The 21,846-nt window shown below is 72.0% G+C and carries 20 protein-coding genes; 13 read left to right on the top strand and 7 right to left on the bottom strand.

The genetic code is table 11. The annotated features are described in order from the left end of the window. The first annotated feature begins 131 nt into the window (after positions 1-131). Positions 132-989: a PHP domain-containing protein gene (locus ACIGDI_RS10855; RefSeq protein WP_399893713.1), complete on the top strand. Its 858-nt coding sequence runs from the start codon at positions 132-134 to the stop codon at positions 987-989. Positions 990-1,037: 48 nt separating this feature from the next. Further along, complete coding sequence (locus ACIGDI_RS10850; protein ID WP_200704448.1) at positions 1,038-1,643, top strand: MarC family protein; 606 nt, start codon at positions 1,038-1,040, stop codon at positions 1,641-1,643. 101 nt (positions 1,644-1,744) lie between these two features. Here the strand turns inward: ACIGDI_RS10850 and ACIGDI_RS10845 are convergent, their stop codons facing one another. After that, on the bottom strand, positions 1,745-1,897 hold the full coding sequence (locus ACIGDI_RS10845) for a hypothetical protein (protein ID WP_200704449.1): 153 nt from the start codon (positions 1,895-1,897) through the stop codon (positions 1,745-1,747). Positions 1,898-2,079: 182 nt separating this feature from the next. Here ACIGDI_RS10845 and ACIGDI_RS10840 point away from each other — a divergent pair, with 182 nt between their 5' ends. Next, positions 2,080-2,973 carry an NYN domain-containing protein gene (locus tag ACIGDI_RS10840; RefSeq protein ID WP_399893708.1) on the top strand — a complete coding sequence of 298 codons (894 nt, stop codon included), beginning with the start codon at positions 2,080-2,082 and terminating at the stop codon, positions 2,971-2,973. Between the two features lie 129 nt (positions 2,974-3,102). Here the strand turns inward: ACIGDI_RS10840 and ACIGDI_RS10835 are convergent, their stop codons facing one another. Further along, the gene (locus tag ACIGDI_RS10835) at positions 3,103-3,993 is read right to left on the bottom strand and encodes an alpha/beta fold hydrolase (protein ID WP_399893705.1); all 891 of its coding nucleotides are present in this window, start codon (positions 3,991-3,993) and stop codon (positions 3,103-3,105) included. Positions 3,994-4,215: 222 nt separating this feature from the next. Next, positions 4,216-6,924, bottom strand: coding sequence for a DEAD/DEAH box helicase (locus tag ACIGDI_RS10830; protein ID WP_399893702.1), 2,709 nt, complete (start codon positions 6,922-6,924; stop codon positions 4,216-4,218). 469 nt (positions 6,925-7,393) lie between these two features. Here ACIGDI_RS10830 and ACIGDI_RS10825 point away from each other — a divergent pair, with 469 nt between their 5' ends. Beyond that, positions 7,394-8,131 (top strand): ferritin-like fold-containing protein, encoded by a 738-nt coding sequence (locus ACIGDI_RS10825; protein ID WP_200704380.1) that lies wholly within the window; start codon positions 7,394-7,396, stop codon positions 8,129-8,131. A gap of 120 nt (positions 8,132-8,251) precedes the next feature. Here the strand turns inward: ACIGDI_RS10825 and ACIGDI_RS10820 are convergent, their stop codons facing one another. The 4 genes from ACIGDI_RS10820 to ACIGDI_RS10805 all read right to left on the bottom strand — a co-directional run bounded on the left by ACIGDI_RS10820 (position 8,252) and on the right by ACIGDI_RS10805 (position 10,278). Next, on the bottom strand, positions 8,252-8,521 hold the full coding sequence (locus ACIGDI_RS10820; protein WP_142147309.1) for a hypothetical protein: 270 nt from the start codon (positions 8,519-8,521) through the stop codon (positions 8,252-8,254). A 255-nt stretch (positions 8,522-8,776) separates the two neighbouring features. Continuing rightward, positions 8,777-9,004: a DUF3107 domain-containing protein gene (locus ACIGDI_RS10815; RefSeq protein ID WP_142142321.1), complete on the bottom strand. Its 228-nt coding sequence runs from the start codon at positions 9,002-9,004 to the stop codon at positions 8,777-8,779. Positions 9,005-9,203: 199 nt separating this feature from the next. Next, the gene (locus tag ACIGDI_RS10810) at positions 9,204-9,848 is read right to left on the bottom strand and encodes a TetR/AcrR family transcriptional regulator (RefSeq protein WP_200704379.1); all 645 of its coding nucleotides are present in this window, start codon (positions 9,846-9,848) and stop codon (positions 9,204-9,206) included. A 205-nt stretch (positions 9,849-10,053) separates the two neighbouring features. Further along, entirely contained in the window at positions 10,054-10,278 is a 225-nt protein-coding gene (locus tag ACIGDI_RS10805) for a hypothetical protein (RefSeq protein WP_399893697.1), read from the bottom strand. A 173-nt stretch (positions 10,279-10,451) separates the two neighbouring features. On the opposite strand from ACIGDI_RS10805, the gene ACIGDI_RS10800 reads away from it, so the two are divergent. The 9 genes from ACIGDI_RS10800 to ACIGDI_RS10760 all read left to right on the top strand — a co-directional run bounded on the left by ACIGDI_RS10800 (position 10,452) and on the right by ACIGDI_RS10760 (position 21,750). Next, positions 10,452-11,585: an alpha/beta fold hydrolase gene (locus tag ACIGDI_RS10800; RefSeq protein WP_399893694.1), complete on the top strand. Its 1,134-nt coding sequence runs from the start codon at positions 10,452-10,454 to the stop codon at positions 11,583-11,585. Positions 11,586-11,593: 8 nt separating this feature from the next. Then, the gene (locus ACIGDI_RS10795; protein ID WP_399893691.1) at positions 11,594-13,000 is read left to right on the top strand and encodes a DUF3152 domain-containing protein; all 1,407 of its coding nucleotides are present in this window, start codon (positions 11,594-11,596) and stop codon (positions 12,998-13,000) included. Positions 13,001-13,056: 56 nt separating this feature from the next. Next, positions 13,057-13,149, top strand: a complete 93-nt coding sequence (locus ACIGDI_RS10790; RefSeq protein ID WP_334314308.1) for an Ms4533A family Cys-rich leader peptide — start codon at positions 13,057-13,059, stop codon at positions 13,147-13,149. Positions 13,150-13,306: 157 nt separating this feature from the next. Continuing rightward, a complete protein-coding gene (locus ACIGDI_RS10785; protein WP_399893687.1) occupies positions 13,307-15,025 on the top strand; it encodes an ABC transporter substrate-binding protein in 1,719 nt (572 codons plus the stop codon). A 4-nt stretch (positions 15,026-15,029) separates the two neighbouring features. After that, positions 15,030-16,040, top strand: a complete 1,011-nt coding sequence (locus tag ACIGDI_RS10780) for an ABC transporter permease (protein ID WP_399893684.1) — start codon at positions 15,030-15,032, stop codon at positions 16,038-16,040. Further along, positions 16,037-17,035 carry an ABC transporter permease gene (locus ACIGDI_RS10775; protein WP_399893681.1) on the top strand — a complete coding sequence of 333 codons (999 nt, stop codon included), beginning with the start codon at positions 16,037-16,039 and terminating at the stop codon, positions 17,033-17,035. Before ACIGDI_RS10780 ends, ACIGDI_RS10775 begins: the two co-directional genes overlap by 4 nt. Further along, on the top strand, positions 17,032-18,624 hold the full coding sequence (locus ACIGDI_RS10770) for a dipeptide ABC transporter ATP-binding protein (protein WP_399893678.1): 1,593 nt from the start codon (positions 17,032-17,034) through the stop codon (positions 18,622-18,624). Before ACIGDI_RS10775 ends, ACIGDI_RS10770 begins: the two co-directional genes overlap by 4 nt. 190 nt (positions 18,625-18,814) lie before the next feature. Then, the gene (pelF, locus tag ACIGDI_RS10765; RefSeq protein WP_399893675.1) at positions 18,815-20,491 is read left to right on the top strand and encodes a GT4 family glycosyltransferase PelF; all 1,677 of its coding nucleotides are present in this window, start codon (positions 18,815-18,817) and stop codon (positions 20,489-20,491) included. Then, positions 20,488-21,750 carry a hypothetical protein gene (locus tag ACIGDI_RS10760; RefSeq protein ID WP_399893672.1) on the top strand — a complete coding sequence of 421 codons (1,263 nt, stop codon included), beginning with the start codon at positions 20,488-20,490 and terminating at the stop codon, positions 21,748-21,750. Before pelF ends, ACIGDI_RS10760 begins: the two co-directional genes overlap by 4 nt. Positions 21,751-21,846 lie beyond the last annotated feature (96 nt).

Below are 21,846 nucleotides of genomic sequence, written 5' to 3'. Positions count from 1 at the left end.
GGCGCACGGCCGATTCGGGTGCGAGGGGGCTGTAGGGGGCGCACGGGCCATTCGGGTGTGACAGAGGGGTCCGTAAATCCGGTTATCCTTGAGCGTCCCGTTCCGTCCCGTCACCGCCTGGAGCCCGCCGCGTGCGCATCGACCTGCACACCCACTCCACGGCCTCCGACGGTACGGACACCCCCGCCGAACTGGTGCGCCACGCCGCCGCGGCCGGGCTGGACGTCGTCGCGCTGACCGACCACGACACCACCCGTGGGCACGCCGAGGCCACCGCCGCACTGCCCGCGGGCCTCATGCTCGTGACCGGGGCGGAGCTGTCCTGCCGTGTCGACGGCGTCTCCATGCACATGCTCGCCTACCTCTTCGACCCCGAGGAGCCGGCCCTGCTCGCCGAGCGCGAGCTCGTGCGGGACGACCGGGTGCCCCGCGCCCAGGGCATGGTCGCCAGGCTCAACGAGCTGGGCGTGCCGGTCACCTGGGAGCAGGTGCGGCGGATCGCCGGGGACGGGTCGGTCGGACGGCCGCACGTCGCCACCGCCCTCGTCGAACTGGGCGTGGTGGCGACGGTGAGCGACGCGTTCACCCAGGAGTGGCTGGCCGACGGCGGCCGGGCCTTCGTCGAGAAGCACGAGACCGACCCCTTCGAGGCGATCCGGCTGGTGAAGGCCGCGGGCGGGGTCACCGTCTTCGCGCACCCGGGCGCCAGCAAGCGCGGCCGTACCGTGCCCGAGGCGACGATCGCCGAGATGGCCGCCGCCGGACTCGACGGCATCGAGGTCGACCACATGGACCACGACCCCGACACCCGGGCGCGGCTGCGCGGTCTCGCGCGGGAACTGGGGCTGCTCGTCACCGGGTCCAGCGACTACCACGGCAGCCGCAAGACGTGTGTCCTCGGGGAGTACACGACCGACCCCGAGGTGTACGGCGAGATCACGCGGCGGGCGACCGGGGCGTTCCCCGTGCCCGGGACCGGCGGGGCCTGAGCACCACCCCCGCCTCCCCGCTCACCCTCGTCACCCAGCAAGGCCCTCATGTTCGACCTCGCCGTCTTCGGCTCCCTGTTCCTGACCCTTTTCGTCATCATGGATCCCCCCGGGATCACCCCGATCTTCCTCGCCCTGACCGCCGGACGCCCCGGCAAGGTGCAGAAGCGCATGGCCTTCCAGGCCGTCTGTGTGGCGTGCGGGGTCATCACCGTCTTCGGGCTCCTCGGCCACCAGATCCTCGACTACCTGCACGTCTCCGTGCCCGCGCTGATGATCGCGGGCGGGCTGCTGCTCCTGCTGATCGCCCTCGACCTGCTCACCGGCAAGACCGACGAGCCGAAGCAGACCAAGGACGTCAACGTCGCCCTCGTACCGCTCGGCATGCCGCTGCTGGCCGGCCCCGGCGCGATCGTGTCCGTCATCCTCGCCGTGCAGAAGGCCGACAGCGTGGCCACGCAGGTGTCGGTGTGGGGCGCGATCCTCGCGATCCACGTCGTACTGTGGCTCGTCATGCGCTACTCGCTGCTGATCATCCGGATCATCAAGGACGGCGGCGTCGTCCTGGTGACCCGGCTCGCGGGCATGATGCTGTCCGCCATCGCCGTGCAGCAGATCATCAACGGGGTCACGCAGGTGATCAAGGGCGCCTGAGCGCCGTACGCGCAAAGCCCCGGTACGCGCAAAGCCCCTGTACGGCGTCCATGCCGTACAGGGGCTTCGAAGCTTCGGCGGTGATCCGCGTCTGGTGTCTCTTACAAGACCGTGGTCTCGGCCGGCCGGATCCAGAGTCGCTGCCCGATGGCGGCGGCCTGCTGGACGATTCGGTTGACGGAGGCGGCGTCCACGACGGTGCTGTCCACGGGCGTTCCGTCGACCTCGTCGAGTCGCATGATTTCGAAGCGCATGGCCTCTCCCTTCGTCTCGTGGTTCTGATGTAGTCAACGGGCTGCGTGTTACAAACATTCCCTACGCTAAGGAAATTTTTCGAACGACTAACTACTAGCCGGTAAGGGATCGTCGAGATGACCGCACGAGACTGACCGGGACCGGTTGTGTTCGCAGCGTGACCGCCGGGACAATGGAGCTGATGAACGACGACCTCGCGGCCCTCACCGCCCGCATCGACCGCACCAACGAGCTGCTGCAGCGCATGCTCGCCGAGGTGGCGAAGACGCCCTCGACGCATGCGATCTTCGTCGACGCGGGATACCTGTACGCGGCCGCGGGGCGCCTGGTCGCCGGGACCGAGGACCGCCGTGCCTTCGACCTCGACGCCGAGGGCCTCATCGAGGCACTCATCGACCGGGCCCGCACGATCTTCGCGGACAGCCGGCTGCTGCGCGTCTACTGGTACGACGGCGCCAGACGCCGCATCCACACCGCCGAGCAGCAGTCGATCGCCGAACTCCCCGACGTCAAGGTCCGGCTGGGCAACCTCAACGCCAACAACCAGCAGAAGGGCGTCGACTCACTGATCCGCAGCGACCTGGAGTCCCTGGCCCGGCACCGTGCGATCAGCGACGCGGCACTGCTGGGCGGCGACGAGGACCTGGTGTCGGCGGTCGAGGCGGCACAGGGGTACGGCGCCCGGGTCCACCTGTGGGGCATCGAGGCACCCGAGGGCCGCAACCAGGCCGAGCCCCTGCTCTGGGAGGTCGACAGCCAGCGCACCCTGGACCTCGACTTCTTCAAGCCCTACGTCGCCCGGCGCACCGCCCCCGCCTACGAGGCCGGCACCACCCGGCCGACCCGCGAGAACGTCCGCTTCGTCGGGGCGCAGATCGCCGCGAAGTGGCTGGCGGCCCGCGGGCGGGAATCGCTGGTCGAGCTGCTCCCCGGGCATCCGTATCTGCCGGGCTCGGTGGACCAGGACCTGCTGGTCGAGGCGGAGGGCCTGCTCCAGTACTCGCTGCGCGGGCAGGCGGATCTGCGGCGGGCGCTGCGGGACGGGTTCTGGGATCACTTGCAGACGCAGTACTAGCACTGGCCGACGGTCGTACGCGGACGTCCTGAGGGGCGCCCGGAGCGGAGGCGTCCGGCCCGTCCGGGCTGTCCGGCCGGGCCGTCCTAGGCGGCGTCCCGGCCCGCCCTAGGCGGCGTCCGGCCCGTCCTAGGCGGTGTCCGTCCTGTCCCGGACGGCGTCCCAGAAGTCGGCGAACGCGCGGGCCGTTTCGAGGGGCCTGTCGGTGTTCGGGGAGTGCTCGGCGCCCGCGATGACCGTGCGGTGGGCGCGCAGCCGCCGGGCCATGTCGTCCAGGAGCGGCACCGGCCAGGTGTCGTCGTACTCGCCCGACAGGACGTGGAAGGTCAGCGGCACGGCGGCGAGTTCCGCCACGCGGTCCGGCTCGACACACAACTGGCGTCCCGTGGCGAGGAGTTGGGCGGGCTTGTTGCCGAGCCAGCGGCGCCGCAGGTCCTCCTGGTCGTCCAGACCGGCGTCGAGCTCGCCGGTGTCGGTCTCCTCGGGCGTCTCCATGGCCTGGATCGCCTCCCACACCTCGGCCATCGACATCACGGCGAGGGCGTCGCGCAGCAGCTTGACCCGCTGCTGCTGGGAGGCGGAGATGTGGGCGGGGCCGGAGGCCATGAGGGTGAGCGAGCGGAAGGGGGAGTGGTCCAGCAGTACGGCCGCCCGCGCGATCTGCCCTCCGAGGGAGTGGCCCACGAGGTGGAGCGGGGTGCCCAGGGCGGCGGCCTGCGCGAGGACGTCCTGCGCCAACTCGCTCTGCGCGTAGGCCGACTCGTCGTGTTCCGGGCCGCCGGACTCGTACTGCCCCCGCCCGTCGACGGCGACGGTCCGGTAGCCGCGGGCCGCGAGGGGCGCGTGCAGGGGGTTGAAGTCCTCCTTGCTTCCCGTGAAGCCCGGGAGCAGAAGAGCGGTGCCCTTCTCGGGAACGCCGGCCGCAGCGGGCGCATCCACGACGGCGAACTCCCCACGCCCGGTACGCAGGGCATACGCGCGGGCACCGGGCGGCGGGGTGAAGGTCGGAGGCCTGCTCATAAGGGTGAGGTTATCCGGCCGGGGTGACGGGGAGGGGAGGCGGGCGGGGTGGGGTGTGGCGGGGGCGCGGGAGTGCGGGGTGCCGGGGTGGGGGCGGCTGGATGCCCGGGTGGGTGGGCGTGGGCTTGCCCGCCGGGGCGCGGCTGGAGGCTGCCGCGCGCGGCGGAGACGCCGACGGCCCGGACCACGTGATGTGGTCCGGGCCGTCGGGTGGGTGAGCGGTCAGCTCTCCGTGGGCTCCGCGGTGGCCGCCACCTTGCGGGTGCGGCGCGTCCTGGGCTTGGCCTCGGCCGCGTCGGCGGGAGCCTCGGCGGACGCCGCGGCCTTCCGCGTGCGGGTCCGGGGCTTGGGCTCCGGTTCCTCGGAGGCCTGGGCCGGGATCTCGGCCGCGACGGCCTTCTTGCGGGTCCGGCGCGGCTTGGCCTCGACGGCCTCCGCCGTGTCGACGGCGGTCTCCGCGGCGGCCGCCGCCTTGCGGGTGCGCGTGCGCGGCTTGGCCTCGGTGGCCTCGGGCGCCGTGACGGCCTCGACCGACTCGGCGGCCTTGCGCGTACGACGACGGGGCGCGGCCTCGGCGGTCTCGGCGGAAGCCTCGGCCGCCACGGCCTTCTTGCGGGCGCGCGGCTTGGTCTCCACGCCCTCCGCAGTGTCGACGGCGGCCACCGCAGCCTTGCGGGTGCGCGTGCGCGGCTTGGCCTCGGCGCCTTCCGCCGTCTCGACGGCCGCCACCGCGGCCTTGCGAGTGCGGGTGCGCGGCTTGGCGTCCGGCTCGTCGGCGGCCTGCGCCGGGATCTCGGCCGAGACCTCGGCAGCGGCGGCCTTCTTGCGCGTACGGGTACGCGGCTCGGCCTCCACGGCCTCCGCCGTGTCGACGGCGGCCACCGCAGCCTTGCGGGTGCGCGTGCGCGGCTTGGCCTCAGCGGCCTCCGCCGTGTCGACCGGGGCCTCAACCGCAGCCGCAGCCTTGCGCGTGCGGGTGCGGGGCTTGGCCTCGACGGCCTCCGCCGTGTCGACCACGGCCTCGGCCGAGGTGGCCGCCGCCTTGCGCGTACGGGTGCGCGGCTTGGTCTCCGCGGCCTCCGCCGTCTCGGTGACCGGCTCCGTGGTCGCCGTGGCCTTGCGGGTACGGCGGCGCGGAGTGGTCTCCGCCGCCTCCGGGGCCGACTCGGTCGCCGACGCCCCTTCGGCCGTGTCCAGCGCGGTCTCCGCGGCTGCCGTCGCCCTGCGCGTACGACGACGCGGCTTGGCCTCCGACACCTCGGGCTCCGCGACCGTCGGGGCCTCGGTGACCGCCGGGGTCTCGACGACGGCCGTCTCGGCCGAAACCACCGTCGGCTCCGCGGACTTGCGGGTGCGGCGGCGGCGCGGCTTCGCCGCGGTCTCGGTGGCGCTGTCCAGGGCGGGGCCCTCGGCGGCGTCCACGGCGGACTCGGCGGCCTCCGTGGTCTCGGGAGCCGTCGCCGTGGCCGTCAGCGGCTCCTGGGACGCCCCGCCGCGGGTGCGGCGACGCCGGCGCGGGGTACGGGTGCCCGTGGCCTCCTCGGGCGCGGTGATCTCCGTCGCGGCCGTCGTCTCCGACGTGGCCGCGCCGTCCGCCAGCGCACCGCCGCGCGTACGACGGCGCCGTCGCGGCGTACGCTCCGGACGCTCGCGGTCGGCGGAGCGGGACTCGCCCCGGCCTCCGCGATCGCCGCCGCGGTCGCCACTTCGGCCACCGCGACCGCGGGCACCGCGCCCGCCGGTCTCGCCCAGGTCCTCGAGCTCCTCCGCGTCGAGGCCCGCGCGCGTGCGCTCGGCACGCGGCAGGACACCCTTGGTGCCCGCGGGGATGCTCAGCTCCTCGTAGAGGTGCGGGGAGGTGGAGTACGTCTCCGGCGGGTCGTTGAAGTTCAGCTCCAGCGCCTTGTTGATCAGCTGCCAGCGCGGGATGTCGTCCCAGTCGACCAGCGTGATCGCGATGCCCTTCTTGCCCGCGCGGCCGGTGCGGCCGATGCGGTGCAGGTAGGTCTTCTCCTCTTCCGGCGACTGGTAGTTGATGACGTGCGTCACGCCCTCGACGTCGATGCCGCGTGCGGCGACGTCGGTGCAGACGAGGACGTCCACCTTGCCGTTGCGGAAGGCGCGCAGCGCCTGCTCACGGGCGCCCTGGCCGAGGTCGCCGTGGACCGCTCCGGCGGCGAAACCGCGCTGCTTGAGCTGGTCGGCGAGGTCGGCCGCGGTGCGCTTCGTACGGCAGAAGACCATGGCCAGCCCGCGGCCGTCGGCCTGCAGTATCCGCGCGACCATCTCGGGCTTGTCCATGTTGTGCGCGCGGTAGACGAACTGCGCGGTGTTCGCGACCGTCTTGCCCTCGTCGTCCGGCGCGGTGGCGCGGATGTGCGTGGGCTGCGACATGTAGCGGCGCGCGAGACCGATGACCGCGCCCGGCATGGTCGCCGAGAACAGCATGGTCTGGCGGCGGGCCGGCAGCAGGTTGATGATCTTCTCGACGTCGGGCAGGAAGCCCAGGTCGAGCATCTCGTCGGCCTCGTCGAGGACGAGCGCCTTGATGTGGCTGAGGTTGAGCTTCTTCTGGCCCGCGAGGTCCAGGAGCCGGCCCGGGGTGCCGACGACGACGTCGACGCCCTGCTTCAGCGCCTCGACCTGGGGCTCGTAGGCCCGGCCGCCGTAGATGGCGAGGACGCGCACGTTGCGCACCTTGCCCGCGGTCAGCAGGTCGTTGGTGACCTGCGTGCACAGCTCGCGCGTGGGGACGACGACGAGGGCCTGCGGGGTGTCGGTGAGGTCCTCGGGCTTCGCGCGGCCCGCCTCCACGTCCGCGGGGACGGTGACGCGCTCGAGGAGCGGGAGGCCGAAGCCCAGCGTCTTGCCGGTGCCGGTCTTGGCCTGGCCGATGACGTCCGTGCCGGAGAGGGCGACGGGGAGGGTCATCTCCTGGATGGGGAAGGGGTTGATGATGCCGACGGCCTCGAGGGCCTCGGCGGTCTCGGGAAGGATTCCGAGATCTCTGAACGTCGTAGTCAGGGTGCTGCCTCTTCTGTGTGCGCGGTGCGAGGCGAGCGCGGGGGTCTTTGACGGACCGTGCCGGGGACGTCGGCTGCCTTACGGGCTTGCCGTAGGGCACGGGACCACTGCCGACGCTCTAGCGCTCGTACCGCTGAGGGTGTCCCTCCGAGGGCCGTACGCGATGTGCCGTACGGTTTGGAGGTCTGTCGGGTCGGAGCCGATCGGGCCACCGACCGGGCATCCTCATACGTGCGGCCTGTCGAGACCTCGGCAGGCGCATTACCACTGTACCCCGGAATCGCGCACATGCGATGGCCGATTTGGTCACGTAGCCGTCATCACACTGATTGACCAGGGCCTTCCGCAGCCCGGCGAGCGGACTATTGTGCGCTTCATGACGACGCCTGACAACACCTCTGACGCACCCGCCGAGCAGACCGGAGTCGCGGCCCAGGACTGGGCCACGGCATCCGCGGACCCCCAGTACCGGGCCGCCCTCGTGGACCTGCTCGGCGCGCTCGCCTACGGCGAACTCGCGGCGTTCGAGCGGCTCGCGGAGGACGCGAAACTCGCGCCGACGCTGGCGGACAAGGCGGAGCTGGCGAAGATGGCGTCGGCCGAGTTCCACCACTTCGAGCGGCTGCGGAACCGGCTGACCGAGATCGGCGAGGAGCCGACCCAGGCGATGGAGCCGTTCGTCGCCGCCCTGGACGGCTTCCACAAGCAGACGGCCCCGTCGGACTGGCTGGAGGGGCTGGTCAAGGCGTACGTCGGCGACTCGATCGCCAGCGACTTCTACCGGGAGGTCGCGGCCCGGCTCGACTCGGACACCCGGGAGCTGGTCCTGGCCGTCCTGGACGACACGGGGCACGCGGGGTTCGCGGTGGAGAAGGTGCGCGCCGCCATCGACGCCGATCCGCGGGTCGGCGGCCGACTCGCCCTGTGGGCACGGCGGTTGATGGGTGAGGCGCTGTCGCAGTCGCAGCGGGTCGTCGCCGACCGGGACGCGCTGTCCACGATGCTCGTGGGCGGGGTCGCCGACGGGTTCGATCTGGCCGAGGTGGGACGCATGTTCTCCCGGATCACCGAGGCGCACACCAAGCGGATGGCCGCGCTGGGACTGGCCGCCTAGCGCACATCTCTCGCGGGGGCCCGCCTAGCGCACATCCCTCGCGGGGCCCGCCCGGCGCACAGCCCTCGCGGGGGGAGCCGTCCCGTTACGGGGAGCGGTCCCTGCCGCGGTCGGGAGGATCTATGCCGGTGCCTGGCGCCGGCGGAGTCTTCCCGCGGGGCGCAGGAGCAGGGACAGGGACGCCGCCGAGACGATCGCCGCGCCGATGAGGACGAGCAGGGAGTTGCCGGGGTCGAAGGCGCTGTGCGTGAGGAAGGCGCCGAAGAGGGCCCCGGCGACACCGGTCGCCAGGACCAGGGAACGGGCCGGCAGCCGGTGGGCGAGGCGGCGGTTCGCCGTCCACGCCAGCACGAGACCGAGCAGAGCGGAGCCGAGTGCTTCGATCAACATCATGGGGTCCCTCCCACACGGCCACACAGCGCGCACGGCGCGTAACACGGTCGTAGCCCGTCATACCCGTGACCTGCGGAATGCAATCCTCCTCTGTGCACGACCTGTGCTCCATCCGTGGAGGAAAAATCCGATCGCCGCGGAGGAGGGGATCCGCGCGCGGCGCAGGAGGGCATCCGCTCGCGGCGGCCTCGCGGGACGCGAACGCGAAAGGGCCCGGCGACTCGACGTCGCCGGGCCCTTCGTCGCGTGTGACTACAGCGCGCCGAAGCCCACCTTGCGCGGGGCCGGCTCGCCGAGCTCGACGTAGGCGAGGCGCTCGGCCGGGACGAGGACCTTGCGGCCGTGCTCGTCCACGAGGGTCAGCAGCTGCGACTTCCCGGCCAGTGCCTCGGCCACGATCCGCTCGACCTCCTCGGCACTCTGACCGCTCTCCAGAACGATCTCGCGGGGCGCGTGCTGCACGCCGATCTTGACCTCCACGGCTATGTCCCTCCGACGGTCAGTGAAGTGCGCGACCAATCCGCGCCGTACCCAGCACACATTAGCCCGGTGAGGGGACGTACACGTTCCGCACGAGAACGCCAGGAGCGAACAGCCGACGGGAACAAACGACCTTCACGCGCGCGTGCGTGCCCTCGGTGACGTGGTGTCCTGTACGACGCCCACGCGCGCGTGCCGGTCAGTGATTCTGGTCCGTGCCGTGCAGCGGGAAGCCCGCGATGCCGCGCCACGCCAGCGAGGTCAGCAGCTGCACCGCCTGGTCGCGCGGGACGCTGCGGTCGCTGTGCAACCAGGAGCGGGCCACGACCTGGGCGAGCCCGCCGAGGCCGGAGGCCAGCAGCATCGACTCCGCGCGCGAGAGACCGGTGTCCTCGGCGATGACCTCGCAGATCGCCTCCGCGCACTCGTTCGTGACCTTGTCGACGCGCTCGCGCACCGCCGGCTCGTTCGTCAGGTCCGACTCGAAGACCAGGCGGAACGCGCCGCCGTCGTCCTCGACGTACGCGAAGTAGGCGTCCATGGTCGCCCGTACGCGCTGCTTGTTGTCGGTCGTCGACGCCAGCGCGCTGCGCACGGCCTGGATCAGCGACTCGCAGTGCTGGTCCAGCAGGGCCAGGTAGAGGTCGAGCTTGCCCGGGAAGTGCTGGTAGAGCACCGGCTTGCTGACGCCGGCGCGCTCGGCGATGTCGTCCATCGCGGCCGCGTGGTAGCCCTGGGCCACGAAGACTTCCTGGGCGGCGCCCAGCAGCTGGTTCCGTCGGGCTCGGCGCGGCAGGCGCGTGCCCCTCGGGCGCGCCGCCTCTGTCTGCTCGATGGCTGTCACGCCGCCTCCCAAAATCGTCCACATGCGGTGTGCGCCGCGCGGCCATCGTACTTTTGGGTAACCCCTGTGTGCGCGGTGCGAGCGCAGAATTTCACGGACCGGACGGCGACGAAAGCCGGACGGGTGGTTTCGGACCGGGGCGGAGTGGGCAGAAGAGCGCTCCTTTCCTGCTCGGGGGCGCCCGGGGGCGCACTCGTGGCCCGGGTCAGCGGTAGTCGTCCTCGTCGATGGAGACGACGCGTCGCTGCTCGACGACGTCGGCCTCGTTCGCGCGGGCCGGGTCGACGTCGTCCAGCGGGTCGTCCTGGTCCGGCACGATGTCCGCCTGCTGCTCGGCGGCGTCGTTCTCCGGCGCCTCGACGTCGAACTCAGATGCCTTGCGGGCCTCTTCGTCGGCGAACGTCTCCGGGTCGGTGGGGTCTACGGTCATGGTGGGCTCCCTTCCTACGAATGTCCCTGGGAGAAGCAGGGGCTACAGCGGGTGCCCTCTGTACGAGCCTAGGCAACACCCGATGCGGACGCCATGCGATCCGCACGTCACCTGTTGTCATCTGTGACGGCGAACACATGAACCACTACGTGATCGTCTCGTAACATTGCCGCATGTCCTCGACCGAGCTGCCGTCCGTACCGGCGATCAACGCGCTCCCGACGGTGACGCCCGTCAGGGTCGCCGAGGGCGAGCGGCTCAGGTCCGTCGGGTTGCCCGGAATCACGCTGACCATTCGTTCGAGACCGCCCGCGCGCGAGGGGCTGCCGCCCGCGCTCTACGTCCACGGACTCGGCGGTTCCTCGCAGAACTGGTCGGCGCTCATGCAGGAGCTGGAGGGCGTCGTCGACGGCGAGGCCCTGGACCTGCCGGGCTTCGGCGACTCACCGCCGCCGGACGACGGCGACTACTCGGTCACGGGGCACGCGCGCGCGGTGATCCGTCATCTCGACGCGGCCGGTCGCGGCCCCGTGCACCTCTTCGGCAACTCGCTCGGCGGTGCCGTGACGACGCGCGTGGCGGCCCTGCGGCCCGATCTGGTGCGGACCCTGACCCTGGTGTCCCCGGCCCTGCCGGAGATCCGCGTCCAGCGCAGCGCGGTGCCCACCGGACTGCTGGCGCTGCCCGGAGTGGCCGCGCTGTTCTACCGGCTCACCCGGGAGTGGTCCGCGGAGCAGCGCGTCACCGGGGTCATGGCGCTCTGTTACGGCGACCCCGGGCGGGTGACGCCGGAGGGCTTCCGGCACGCCGTCGAGGAGATGGAGCGCCGGCTCCGACTGCCGTACTTCTGGGACGCGATGACGCGCTCCGCGCGCGGCATCGTCAACGCCTACACCCTGGGCGGCCAGCACAGCCTGTGGCGCCAGGCCGAGCGCGTCCTCGCCCCCACCCTGCTCATCTACGGCGGCCGGGACCAGCTCGTCGGCTTCCGCATGGCCAGTAGGGCGGCCCGCGCCTTCCGTGACTCCCGCCTGCTGACCATGCCGGACGCGGGGCACGTGGCGATGATGGAGTACCCGGACACCGTGGCCCGGGCCTTCCTCGAACTCCTCGAAGAGACCGGGCAGTTGCCGGACGGCGTGCCCTCCGGGAGCCGCCGGGCCCGGGCGGGCGAGGCGGATCACGGGTCCGCTTCCGCCGACGGGGCGGGGCCCGGTGGGGGTGCGGCCGCCGGGGGAGCGGCTTCCATTGGCTACGGTGCTGTCGTCGGTGAGAACGAGGCCGCTGCCGAGAGCGCGGGGAGCTGAGGGGCGACGTGGGACGCCACAGCCGCCGCGGGAGTGCTCCCGCGGCGAAGGGCGAGGCCGAGGGCGAGCGTGCCGGCCGAGGGAACCGGGCCGCTCAGGAGCCGCCGGGTGCACGGGAGCGCGGGCCGGCGCGGCGAGCTGACGGCGCGCCCGCGCGCGGAGGTTCCCGCCCCGCCGACGGCACACCCGCCGGGGGCGTGCCAAGGTTCGCCGACGGCACACCGGCTCGCGGGGTTCCCCGCTTCCCCGACGGCACGCCGGCCCGGGGCGTGCCCCAGGTCCGAGGTGGACACCCCGAGCAGCGTGAACCCGGCGGCGCGTGGGGCGAGTTGAGGACGCAGGGCGGGAACGGGCGCGCTCCCTCCGCCGGACGCGGCCCCTCGACCGGCCCCGGTGCAGCCATACCGCGGCAGCGGCAGGAGCCCCGGTTCGGGCCCCGCCAGGACTACCTCGACGCCTTCGACGAGGCCGAGGACGACGACGTCTTCGCGCGCCGCTCCGTCGTCTCCGCGCACGCCGCCGACCCGTACCCCTCCGTCGCCGAGCGAGCCCCCCGTACCGGCGTCGGTGTCCCCTCCGACACCGAGACCGACGAGGACGACGCGCCGCCCACCGGCGTCCCCGCGCAGAACACCGGCTCCAAGGGGCGGACGTTCACCGGGATCGCGGCCGCCGCGGTCACCACCGTGCTGGCCGTCGTGGTCGCCGGTCAGGTCACGCACGGACGCGACGACACCGCCGTGGGCACGCAGTCGGCCACCGAGAAGGCACGGGACGTGCGGTCGACGCCGTCGGCGTCGCCGAGCGTCGCCACGCTGACGTACGAGCAGGCGATGGGTCAGAAGTACGCGCTCGGCGCCACGTTCCGAGGCCCGGGGAAGTTCGACGCGGTCCCCGGCACCGACCGGGCGCCCGGCAAGGGCCGGAAGTACACCTACCGCGTGGACGTGGAACGGGGACTTGGGCTGGACGGGGCCCTCTTCGCCGAGGCCGTCCAGAAGACGCTCAACGACGACCGCAGCTGGGCCCACGACGGCGCCCGGACCTTCGAGCGCGTCGACAGCGGCAAACCCGACTTCGTCATCACGCTGGCCAGCCCCGGAACCACGGCCACGTGGTGCGCCAAGTCCGGCCTCGACACCACCGAGGACAACGTCTCGTGCGACTCGGCGTCCACCGAGCGCGTGATGATCAACGCGTACAGATGGGCCCAGGGGTCGAAGACGTACGGCGACCGGATCCACGCCTACCGGCAGATGCTGATCAACCACGAGGTCGGCCACCGGCTCGGCTACGGCCACGTCACCTGCAGCAAGAACGGCCAGCCGGCACCCGTGATGCAGCAGCAGACCAAGTTCCTCGACCACGACGGGATCCACTGTCTGCCCAACCCCTGGCCGTACCCCGGGAGTTGACCCGCTCCTCAGAAGTCACGTTGACATGCGCAGAAAGTTCATACATATTTCTGGGCATGTCGACCCCCCACGCCTCCGCACGCGCAGCCTTCGAGCTGGCGCTCATCGGCGTGACCCCGCTCTGCGTGGCCGACATCCACTGTCGCTGACGTCCGCCTTCAGGCGTTCGCGTCGCGACCCTTCACCTTTCCCGTGAGCTGACCTCTTGCGTCACGGTTCTCGACGACCGACGCCCGGGCAGACGTGCATGCATTTTCGTCTCACCCTTCGTCACTCTGTCTCATCATTCGAGAGGTCGTCCATCCGATGCGTCATCCGTCCGACATAGCGCGCCGTGCGGCCGCGGCATCCGTAGGCCTGGTTCTGGCAGCGGGCGCCGCCGCCTGCGGGCCGAAGGACAACGATGCCAAGGGCTCCGCCGGCGACTCCGCGCCGCACAAGGGCGGCACCCTCACGGTCCTGAACTCCGAGCCCCAGACGGACTTCGACCCCGCGCGGCTGTACACCTCCGGCGGCGGAAACGTCCCCTCCCTGGTCTTCCGCACCCTGACCACCCGCAACCGCGAGGACGGCGCGGCCGGTGCCAAGGTCGTCCCCGACCTCGCCACCGACACCGGACGCCCCAGCAAGGGCGCCACCGTGTGGACGTACACCCTGAAGAAGGGCCTGAAGTACGAGGACGGGACGGCGATCACCTCCGCCGACATCAAGTACGGCATCGAGCGCTCCTTCGCGCCCGAACTGTCCGGCGGCGCGCCCTACTTGCGTGACTGGCTGGTCGGTGCCGCCGACTACCAGGGGCCGTACAAGGACAAGAAGGGCCTGTCGGCGATCGAGACGCCGGACAGCCGGACCATCGTCTTCCATCTGAACAAGCCCGAGGGCGAGTTCCCGTACCTGGCCACGCAGACGCAGTTCACCCCCGTACCGAAGGCCAAGGACACGGGCACGAAGTACGAGGAGCACCCGGTCTCGTCCGGCCCCTACAAGGTCGTCCGGAACGAGAACGACGGCGAGCACCTGGTGCTCGAGCGCAACACCTACTGGTCCGCGGCGACCGACGCCGAACGCAAGGCCTACCTCGACAAGGTCGACGTACGGTCCGGACTGGACTCCTCCGTGATCAACCAGCGGCTGTCCGCGTCCCAGGGGGCGGACGCGACCGCCGTCACCACGGACACCAATCTCGGTCCGGCCGAACTCGCCAAGGTGACCGGCGACAAGGAACTCGCCGCCCGCGTCGGCACCGGCCACTTCGGCTACACGAACTACATAGCGTTCAATCCGACGGTCAAGCCGTTCGACAACGCCAAGGTGCGACAGGCGATCTCGTACGCCATCGACCGCTCGTCGGTGATCAACGCGGCCGGCGGCAGCGCCCTCGCCGAGGCCGCCACCACCTTCCTGCCGAACCAGAAGTCGTTCGGCTACACGCCCTACGACCTGTTCCCGGCGGGCCGGACGGGCGACGCGGCCAAGGCCAAGGAGCTGCTGGCTCAGGCGGGTTACAAGAACGGCCTCACCGTGACGCTCACCCACTCCAACAGCAAGGACTTCGAGACCAGCCCGGAGATCGCGACCGCCGTCCAGGACGCGCTCAAGAAGGCCGGCATCACCGTCAAGCTGCAGGGGCTTGAGGACAACGACTACCGGGACAAGATCCACAGCATGAAGACCGAGCCCGGGTTCTTCCTCGCCCACTGGGGTGCCGACTGGCCCTCCGGCGGCCCCTTCCTCGCCCCGATCTTCGACGGCCGGCAGATCGTCAAGGATGGAGCGAACTTCAACACGGGCCTGCTCAATGACAAGTCGGTCAATGCCGAGATTGACGCGATCAACAAGTTGACCGATCTTGACGCGGCCGCCAAGCGGTGGGGTGCACTGGACAAGAAGATCGGTGAGCAGGCCCTGACCGTCCCGCTGTTCCACCCCGTCTACAAGCGGCTGGTAGGCAAGGACATCAGGAACGTCGTGATCAGCGACTGGACCGGTGTGCTGGACATCTCGCAGGTCGCGGTGAAGTAGCGCCGTGAGCGAGGCACTTGTCGCCGTCGAGGTCCCCGGGGCGTCCGCTTCGGGGGCCTCGGGGGCCCGTCAGTTCTGGCGGCGGCTGCGAGCGCAGCGTGCCGCCCTCGTCGCGGCGGCCGTCGTTGCGCTGCTGGTCCTGATCGCCGTCGCCGCACCGCTGTTCGCGGCGATAGAGGGCCAGGACCCGACGACGTACCACCCGTCGCTCGTCGACTCCGCGCGCGGAGGCGTCCCGATCGGCTCCTTCGGCGGCGTGAGCGGAGAGCACTGGCTGGGCGTCGAGCCGCAGACCGGGCGCGACCTGTTCGCGCGTCTGGTGTACGGCGCCCGGGTCTCACTCGGCGTCGCGCTGGCGGCGACCGTCATCCAGGTCCTCCTGGGGCTCGTGATGGGCGTCGCCGCCGCGCTCGGCGGTGGATGGATTGATCAACTGTTGAGCCGGATCACGGACATCTTCGTCGCCATGCCCTTGATGATCATGTCGTTGGCGCTGCTCGCGATCGTCCCGTCGGGCTTCCCGCGGCCCGTACTGGTCACCCTGGTCATCGGGTTCATCGCCTGGGGCACCATCGCGAAGATCGTGCGCGCCCAGACCCTCACCCTGAAAGGGCTCGACTACGTCTCCGCCGCCCGGCTCAGCGGCTGGGGCAGCCTGCGGATCGCCCGGCGGGAGCTGCTGCCCGGCCTCGCCGCGCCGCTCATCACGTACGCCGCGATCCTCGTCCCGGTCAACATCAGCATCGAGGCCGCCCTGTCCTTCCTGGGCGTCGGGGTGAAGCCGCCGACGCCGTCCTGGGGGCAGATGCTCACCGCCGCCGACGTCTGGTACCAGGCGGCCCCGCAGTACCTGATGCTGCCCGCGGGCGCGCTGTTCGTGACCGTCCTGGCCCTGACCGTCCTCGGCGACGGCGTCCGCACCGCCCTGGACCCGCGCGCGGCCTCCCGACTGGGCGTCGGCACGGGCCGCGGACGCGAGGACCAGCCGGACGCCGAGAAGGGAGCGGCCGTATGAGCGGCTTCGGAGGGTTCCTCCTGCGCCGTGGTGTCGGCGTCGTCGTCACCCTGCTGGCCATCTCGGTGATCGTCTACGTCGTCTTCTACGCCACCCCCGGCAACGTCGCCCAGATCACCTGCGGCCCGCGCTGCTCCCCGGAGCAGGTGCACCAGGTGGCGCGGCAACTGCGCCTCGACGACCCGCTGTACGTGCGCTACTGGCACTTCCTGCAGGGCCTGGTCGCCGGCCGGGACTACTCCACGGGCACCTCGGTGGAGCACTGCCCGGCGCCCTGCCTCGGGCTGTCGTACCGGACCGACCAGCAGGTCCTGGACATCATCCTGACCAAGCTCCCGGTGAGCCTGTCGCTGGTGCTCGGCGCGATGGTCCTCTGGCTGGTGCTCGGCGTCGGCACCGGCGTGCTCTCGGTGTGGCGGCGCGGCCGGTTCACCGAGCGGGTGCTGACCGCCCTCACCCTGGCGGGCTGGGCCACCCCGGTCTTCGTGATCGGCCTGGTCCTGATGATCGTCGTCTGCGGCGAGCTGCAACTGCTGCCCTTCCCGCAGTACGTGAGCCTCACCGACGACCCCGAGCAGTGGGCGTGGAACCTGCTGCTGCCCTGGCTCTCGCTCGCCCTGGTCGAGGCCGCCGCGTTCGCCCGCCTGACCAGGTCCGCGATGCTGGAGACGCTCGCCGAGGACCACATCCGCACCTTCCGCGCCTACGGAGTCGCCGAACGCGCCGTCGTGGGACGGCACGCGCTGCGCGGCGCGCTGGCCCCCGTGATCGCGCTGAACGCCAACAACGTCGGCTCGGCGATCGGCGGAGCCGTCCTCACCGAGACCCTCTTCGGCCTTCCCGGCGTCGGCCAGGAACTCGTCCACGCCGTCAACGTGGTCGACCTGCCGGTCGTCGTCGGCATGGTCCTGGTCATCGGCTTCTTCGTGGTCCTCGCCAACGCCGTCGCGGACGTCCTGTACGCGGTGGCCGACCGACGGGTGGTACTGACGTGAGTCTCGTCCGAGTCACGGACCTGACCGTGGAGTTCGGCGCTCTGAAGGCCGTCGACGGCCTCTCCTTCGAGCTGGCGCGGGGCGCCGCGCTGGCCCTGGTCGGCGAGTCCGGCTCCGGCAAGTCCACCGTCGCCTCGGCCCTGTTGGGCCTGCACCGCGGCACGGGCGCACGGGTCGGCGGTTCCATCGAGGTGGCCGGCACCGACGTACAGCGGGCGCCCGACGACGAACTGAGGCGGCTGCGCGGAGGCAAGGCCGCGATGGTCTTCCAGGACCCGCTGTCCTCCCTCGACCCGTACTACGCCATCGGCGAGCAGATCGCCGAGGTGTACCGCGTGCACACGCGCGTGTCACGGCGAGCGGCACGCGCGCGTGCCGCAGAGGTGCTCGACCGGGTCGGCATTCCGGACGCACAACGACGGGCGCGCTCGCGCCCCCACGAGTTCAGCGGCGGCATGCGGCAGCGCGCGCTCATCGCCATGGCGCTCGCCTGTGAGCCCGACCTGCTGATCGCCGACGAGCCGACCACCGCCCTCGACGTGACCGTCCAGGCCCAGATCCTCGACCTGCTGCACACCCTGCGCGAAGAGACGGGCCTGGGGCTGCTGCTCGTCACGCACGACGTCGGCGTGGCGGCCGAGAGCGCCGACGAGGTGCTGGTGATGCGGCACGGGCGCGTGGTGGAACACGGCCCGGTCGGCACCGTACTGACGTCGCCCACCCAGGCGTACACACGCGGCCTGCTGGACGCAGTACCGCGCGTGGACGCGCCGCGGGCTCCCTCCGAGGCCTCCGACGAGATCGTCCTGGAGGCGACCGGGCTACGGCGCGAATTCGGGCGCGGCAAGCAGGCGTTCGCGGCCGTCGACGACGTGTCCCTGCGCGTCCACCGGGGCGAGACCCTCGGGATCGTCGGCGAGAGCGGCAGCGGCAAGACCACGCTCGGCCGGATGCTGGTGGGGCTGCTGGAGCCGACGGCCGGACAGGTCCGCTACGAGGGCCACGCGCGCGTGGGCGTGAATCCGGCCGTCCAGATGGTCTTCCAGGATCCCGTCTCCTCCCTCAACCCGCGCCGCAGTGTGGGCGAGTCGATCGCCGACCCGCTGCGCGCGCGGGGCGAGCGCGACGAGAAGCGGATCAGGGGGCGCGTGACGGAACTGCTGGAGCGCGTGGGGCTCGAAGCGGCGCACTACGACCGCTATCCGCACGAGTTCAGCGGCGGTCAGCGCCAGCGCGTGGGCATCGCGCGGGCGCTCGCGGCCGACCCGCGCGTCATCGTCTGCGACGAGCCGGTCTCGGCCCTCGACGTGACGACCCAGGCTCAGGTCGTGGATCTGCTCGGCGAACTCCAGCGCGAACTCGGCCTCGCGCTCGTCTTCGTCGCCCACGACCTCGCCGTCGTGCGCCGGGTCAGCGACCGGGTCGCGGTGATGCGCCAGGGCCGTGTCGTGGAGTCCGGGCCCGCCGACGAGGTGTACGACAACCCCCGGGACCCCTACACCAGGCAGCTTCTGGCCGCCGTACCGGCACTCGACCCCGAGGTGGCGGCCCGGCGCAGGACGGCCCGGCGCGAACCGGCCGCAGCCTGACAGAACGTGACCGCATGATCTCGTAGCGCGATCGAACGCAACTCGCACGGGAAAGTTACGGCCGTTCACCCCTTTTGGTGGCGCGATGGACAACCGTCCATCGCGCCACCGCCTTGTCCGCATACGTTCTTCCCGCTGCGAGCCGCCGGGTCAACGGCGGCTCCCCAAACGGGAGATCGGGGGTGCGCACGTGCGCATCGGACTGCTTACGGAGGGTGGCTATCCGTATGTGAGCGGTGACGCCACGCTCTGGTGCGACCGGCTCGTGCGCGGGCTCGGGCAGCACGAGTTCGACGTCTACGCCCTCGGCAGCAGCCGGAGCCAGGAGGACGAGGGCTGGGTCGCACTGCCGCCGCAGGTCGGCCGGGTGCGCACCGCCCCGCTGTGGGCGGCCGAGGACGACGGGGTCCTGTACGGGCGGCGCGCACGCCGGCGATTCACCGAGCACTACGGCGAACTGGCCGCCGTCCTGTGCGCGTCCGGTTCCCCGGAGGCCGCGTCGACCCTTGAGGCGGACCGTTTCGGCAGCGCGCTGTACGGGCTCGCCGAACTGGCCCGCGACGAGGGGGGCGGCCTGGGGGGCGCACTGCGCTCCGAGAGTGCCGTGCGCGCCCTGGAGCGCGCCTGTCGTGCGCCCGGCGCTCAACAGACGGCACGCGAGGCGCGCGTACCCGATCTGCTCTCCGTAGCCGCACACCTCGAACGCGCCCTGCGCCCCCTCTCCCTCGACTGGTACCAGGACGACGACCTCGGCGCGGTCGACCTGTGCCACGCCACGTCCGGCGGCCCGGCGGCCCTGCCCGGACTGCTCGCCCACCACTTCTTCGGCGTACCCCTTCTGCTGACCGAGTACGGCGTGCGACTGCGCACGCACTACCTCGCAGCCACCGACGCCCCGCCCGCCGTACGCTCCCTGCTCGCCGCCTTCCACGGCAGGCTCGCCGCCGAGGCCTACGCCCGGGCCACGATCGTGACGCCCGGCAACGCGCACGCCCGCCGCTGGCAGGAGCGCTGCGGCGCCGACCGCGCCAAACTCCGCACGGTCCACCCGGGCATGGACGCCTCCCCCTTCGCCGAGGTAGGGGAGTCCACGGACTGCGCCGATCCCGACACGCTGGTCTGGGTCGGCCGCGTCGAACCGACGAAGGACCTGGTGTCGCTGCTCCACGCCTTCGCCGAGATCCGCAAGGAGGAGCCCAAGACCCGGCTGCGGATCACCGGCGCTCCGGCCGGCCCCGAGGGCGAGGCCTACCTCGGCCACTGCCGCGCCCTCGCCGCGCAGCTCTTCCCCGACGAGGCCGAGGGCCCGCACACCGTCGGCGACAACCCCGTCTCCTTCGCCGAGATCGGCGGCCCCGAACTGCCGACCCTCGCCGACGCGTACGCCGCCGGTGGCGTGACGGTTCTCTCCAGCGTCGTGGAGGGATTCCCGATCAGCCTCGTCGAGGCCATGTTCTGCGGCCGCGCGACCGTCTCCACGGACGTCGGCGCGGTCGTGGAGGTCATCGGCGGAACGGGACTCGTCGTACCGCCCCGCAATCCGCGGGCGCTCGCCGAGGCCTGCGTGGCGCTGCTGCGCGACCCCGCGCGCCGCGAGCGCCTGGGCGCGGCAGCACGCGCGCGTGCACTCGAACTGTTCACCGTCGAGCAGAACACCACGGCATTTCACGGCATTTACCTGGAGATCGTCGCGCGCACCCCGGTGCGCCGGGTCGTCGTCGACGAGACCGGAGAGCCCCTGCCCTTCGCCGTCCCCGCCGAGGCCCACGTACCGGGCCGCTGGACAGGCGCCCACGTCCGCAGCACCCCCACCTGGGCGACGGCCCAGGCCCACGCCACGACTCCGACCCCGGAGGGTGCCCGATGAGCGACCTGGGAGAACTGGACCGCCCGGGCACACCCCACAGCCCCGGCGCATGGGACGAACGATCACAGGAGTGGCTGACGGACGAAACAACCACACACACGGACGGCGAAGCACCCCCCCGCACCCGTGCCGACGCAAAACCCCCCACCCCCCGCCGCACCGCGGCCGACCCCGTGAAGGCGCTGATGCACCGTCACAGGGAACTGTGCGCAAGGGCGGTGGACCCCCTGGAGATCGCAGCGGGCCTGGAGGCCCACGGCATCACAGACCGCACCGCGACGCGCTTCCGCCACCGTGACGTGTTCGCACTCGCGGAGGAGATGTTCGCGCGAGCCGCCCGAGACGAGGACCGGTCCGCCCCTCCGGAAACCACAGACGCCTTCCGCGTACGAGCCGGCTGGGCACTGCTCACCCTCCTCCCAGGCCTCCTGGCCACGGCAACCGTCTCAACTCTCCAGCTCACCGACGGACAGACACACACGGCGATCGCGGCCGCCGGAGCCCTAGCCATCACCGTGGCCCTGCGCGCGGCGCTCTCCCGAGGCCCCCTGGCCCCAACCCACCCCACCCCACCGGGCTCCACGTCACGCGCCCCCGGCACCACCCTCTGGACGGTCTGGCTCCTCACCTACGCCCTACTGGGCGACGGCCTCCTGCAAGCGGTCCTCACCGGCGGCCCCGACGGCCTGCCCACAGGCACCGCCAACGGCCCCTGGCCCGTCACCACGGCCCCCCTCCTGGCCCTCGCGTGGTCCTGCGCCCCCGCGGCCTGGACCGCCCACCTCCTGGCAGCACGCGCCCACCGCAAACTGACCACCAGCCGCAGCTTGGAGGACTTCTCCACAGCCGTACGCCCCCTGCTCCTCACCGCACTCACGCTCTACCTGACCGCCCTGACGACCCTCCTCGCCCTGACCGGAGCAGCCCTGGGCGAACCCGCACCCTACGCAACCACGCTCCCCCTGGGCGCCCTCCTGTTCCTCGCCCGCCTCCTCACAACCCACGGCTTCACCCACGCCCCAGCCACCGTCCTCATGGCGACGGCCACCACCCAAGCCACGGCCCTGGCCACGGTCTTCGCGGGCCGCCTCCCCGCCTGCACCTACCTGGCCACACCCGTACAAACCCTGGCCGACACCTGGGGCCCATCAAGCATCCCGACACTCACCTGCGCCACAGCGGCGCTGACCCTCCTGGCCCACGCCGCTCGCACCCTCACCAGAGCCTCGGCCCACACCCCACCGGAGCCCACATGCTGAGCCGGCCATCACGCCCCGGCGACAGCCGCGTACGGCGAGGAGGGGCCGCGCCGGGGGGTGCCCGCCCGCAGTGTCGGGCGTCAAGAAACAGCACAT

The sequence above is a fragment of the Streptomyces sp. NPDC085900 genome (assembly GCF_044540925.1).
Classification (GTDB): domain Bacteria; phylum Actinomycetota; class Actinomycetes; order Streptomycetales; family Streptomycetaceae; genus Streptomyces; species Streptomyces gilvifuscus.
Note: the sequence above shows the minus strand (reverse complement) of the source record. Positions and strands in the feature narration are given on the sequence as shown.

Bases quoted from the DNA above. Each gene is read 5' to 3' on its own strand.
- ACIGDI_RS10850 (WP_200704448.1), top strand. From the start codon at position 1,038: ATGTTCGACCTCGCCGTCTTCGGCTCCCTGTTCCTGACCCTTTTCGTC.
- ACIGDI_RS10845 (WP_200704449.1), bottom strand. From the start codon at position 1,897: ATGCGCTTCGAAATCATGCGACTCGACGAGGTCGACGGAACGCCCGTG.
- ACIGDI_RS10840 (WP_399893708.1), top strand. From the start codon at position 2,080: ATGAACGACGACCTCGCGGCCCTCACCGCCCGCATCGACCGCACCAAC.
- ACIGDI_RS10835 (WP_399893705.1), bottom strand. From the start codon at position 3,993: ATGAGCAGGCCTCCGACCTTCACCCCGCCGCCCGGTGCCCGCGCGTAT.
- ACIGDI_RS10830 (WP_399893702.1), bottom strand. From the start codon at position 6,924: ATGACCCTCCCCGTCGCCCTCTCCGGCACGGACGTCATCGGCCAGGCC.
- ACIGDI_RS10825 (WP_200704380.1), top strand. From the start codon at position 7,394: ATGACGACGCCTGACAACACCTCTGACGCACCCGCCGAGCAGACCGGA.
- ACIGDI_RS10820 (WP_142147309.1), bottom strand. From the start codon at position 8,521: ATGTTGATCGAAGCACTCGGCTCCGCTCTGCTCGGTCTCGTGCTGGCG.
- ACIGDI_RS10805 (WP_399893697.1), bottom strand. From the start codon at position 10,278: ATGACCGTAGACCCCACCGACCCGGAGACGTTCGCCGACGAAGAGGCC.
- ACIGDI_RS10800 (WP_399893694.1), top strand. From the start codon at position 10,452: ATGTCCTCGACCGAGCTGCCGTCCGTACCGGCGATCAACGCGCTCCCG.
- ACIGDI_RS10790 (WP_334314308.1), top strand. From the start codon at position 13,057: ATGTCGACCCCCCACGCCTCCGCACGCGCAGCCTTCGAGCTGGCGCTC.
- ACIGDI_RS10785 (WP_399893687.1), top strand. From the start codon at position 13,307: ATGCGTCATCCGTCCGACATAGCGCGCCGTGCGGCCGCGGCATCCGTA.
- ACIGDI_RS10775 (WP_399893681.1), top strand. From the start codon at position 16,037: ATGAGCGGCTTCGGAGGGTTCCTCCTGCGCCGTGGTGTCGGCGTCGTC.
- ACIGDI_RS10760 (WP_399893672.1), top strand. From the start codon at position 20,488: ATGAGCGACCTGGGAGAACTGGACCGCCCGGGCACACCCCACAGCCCC.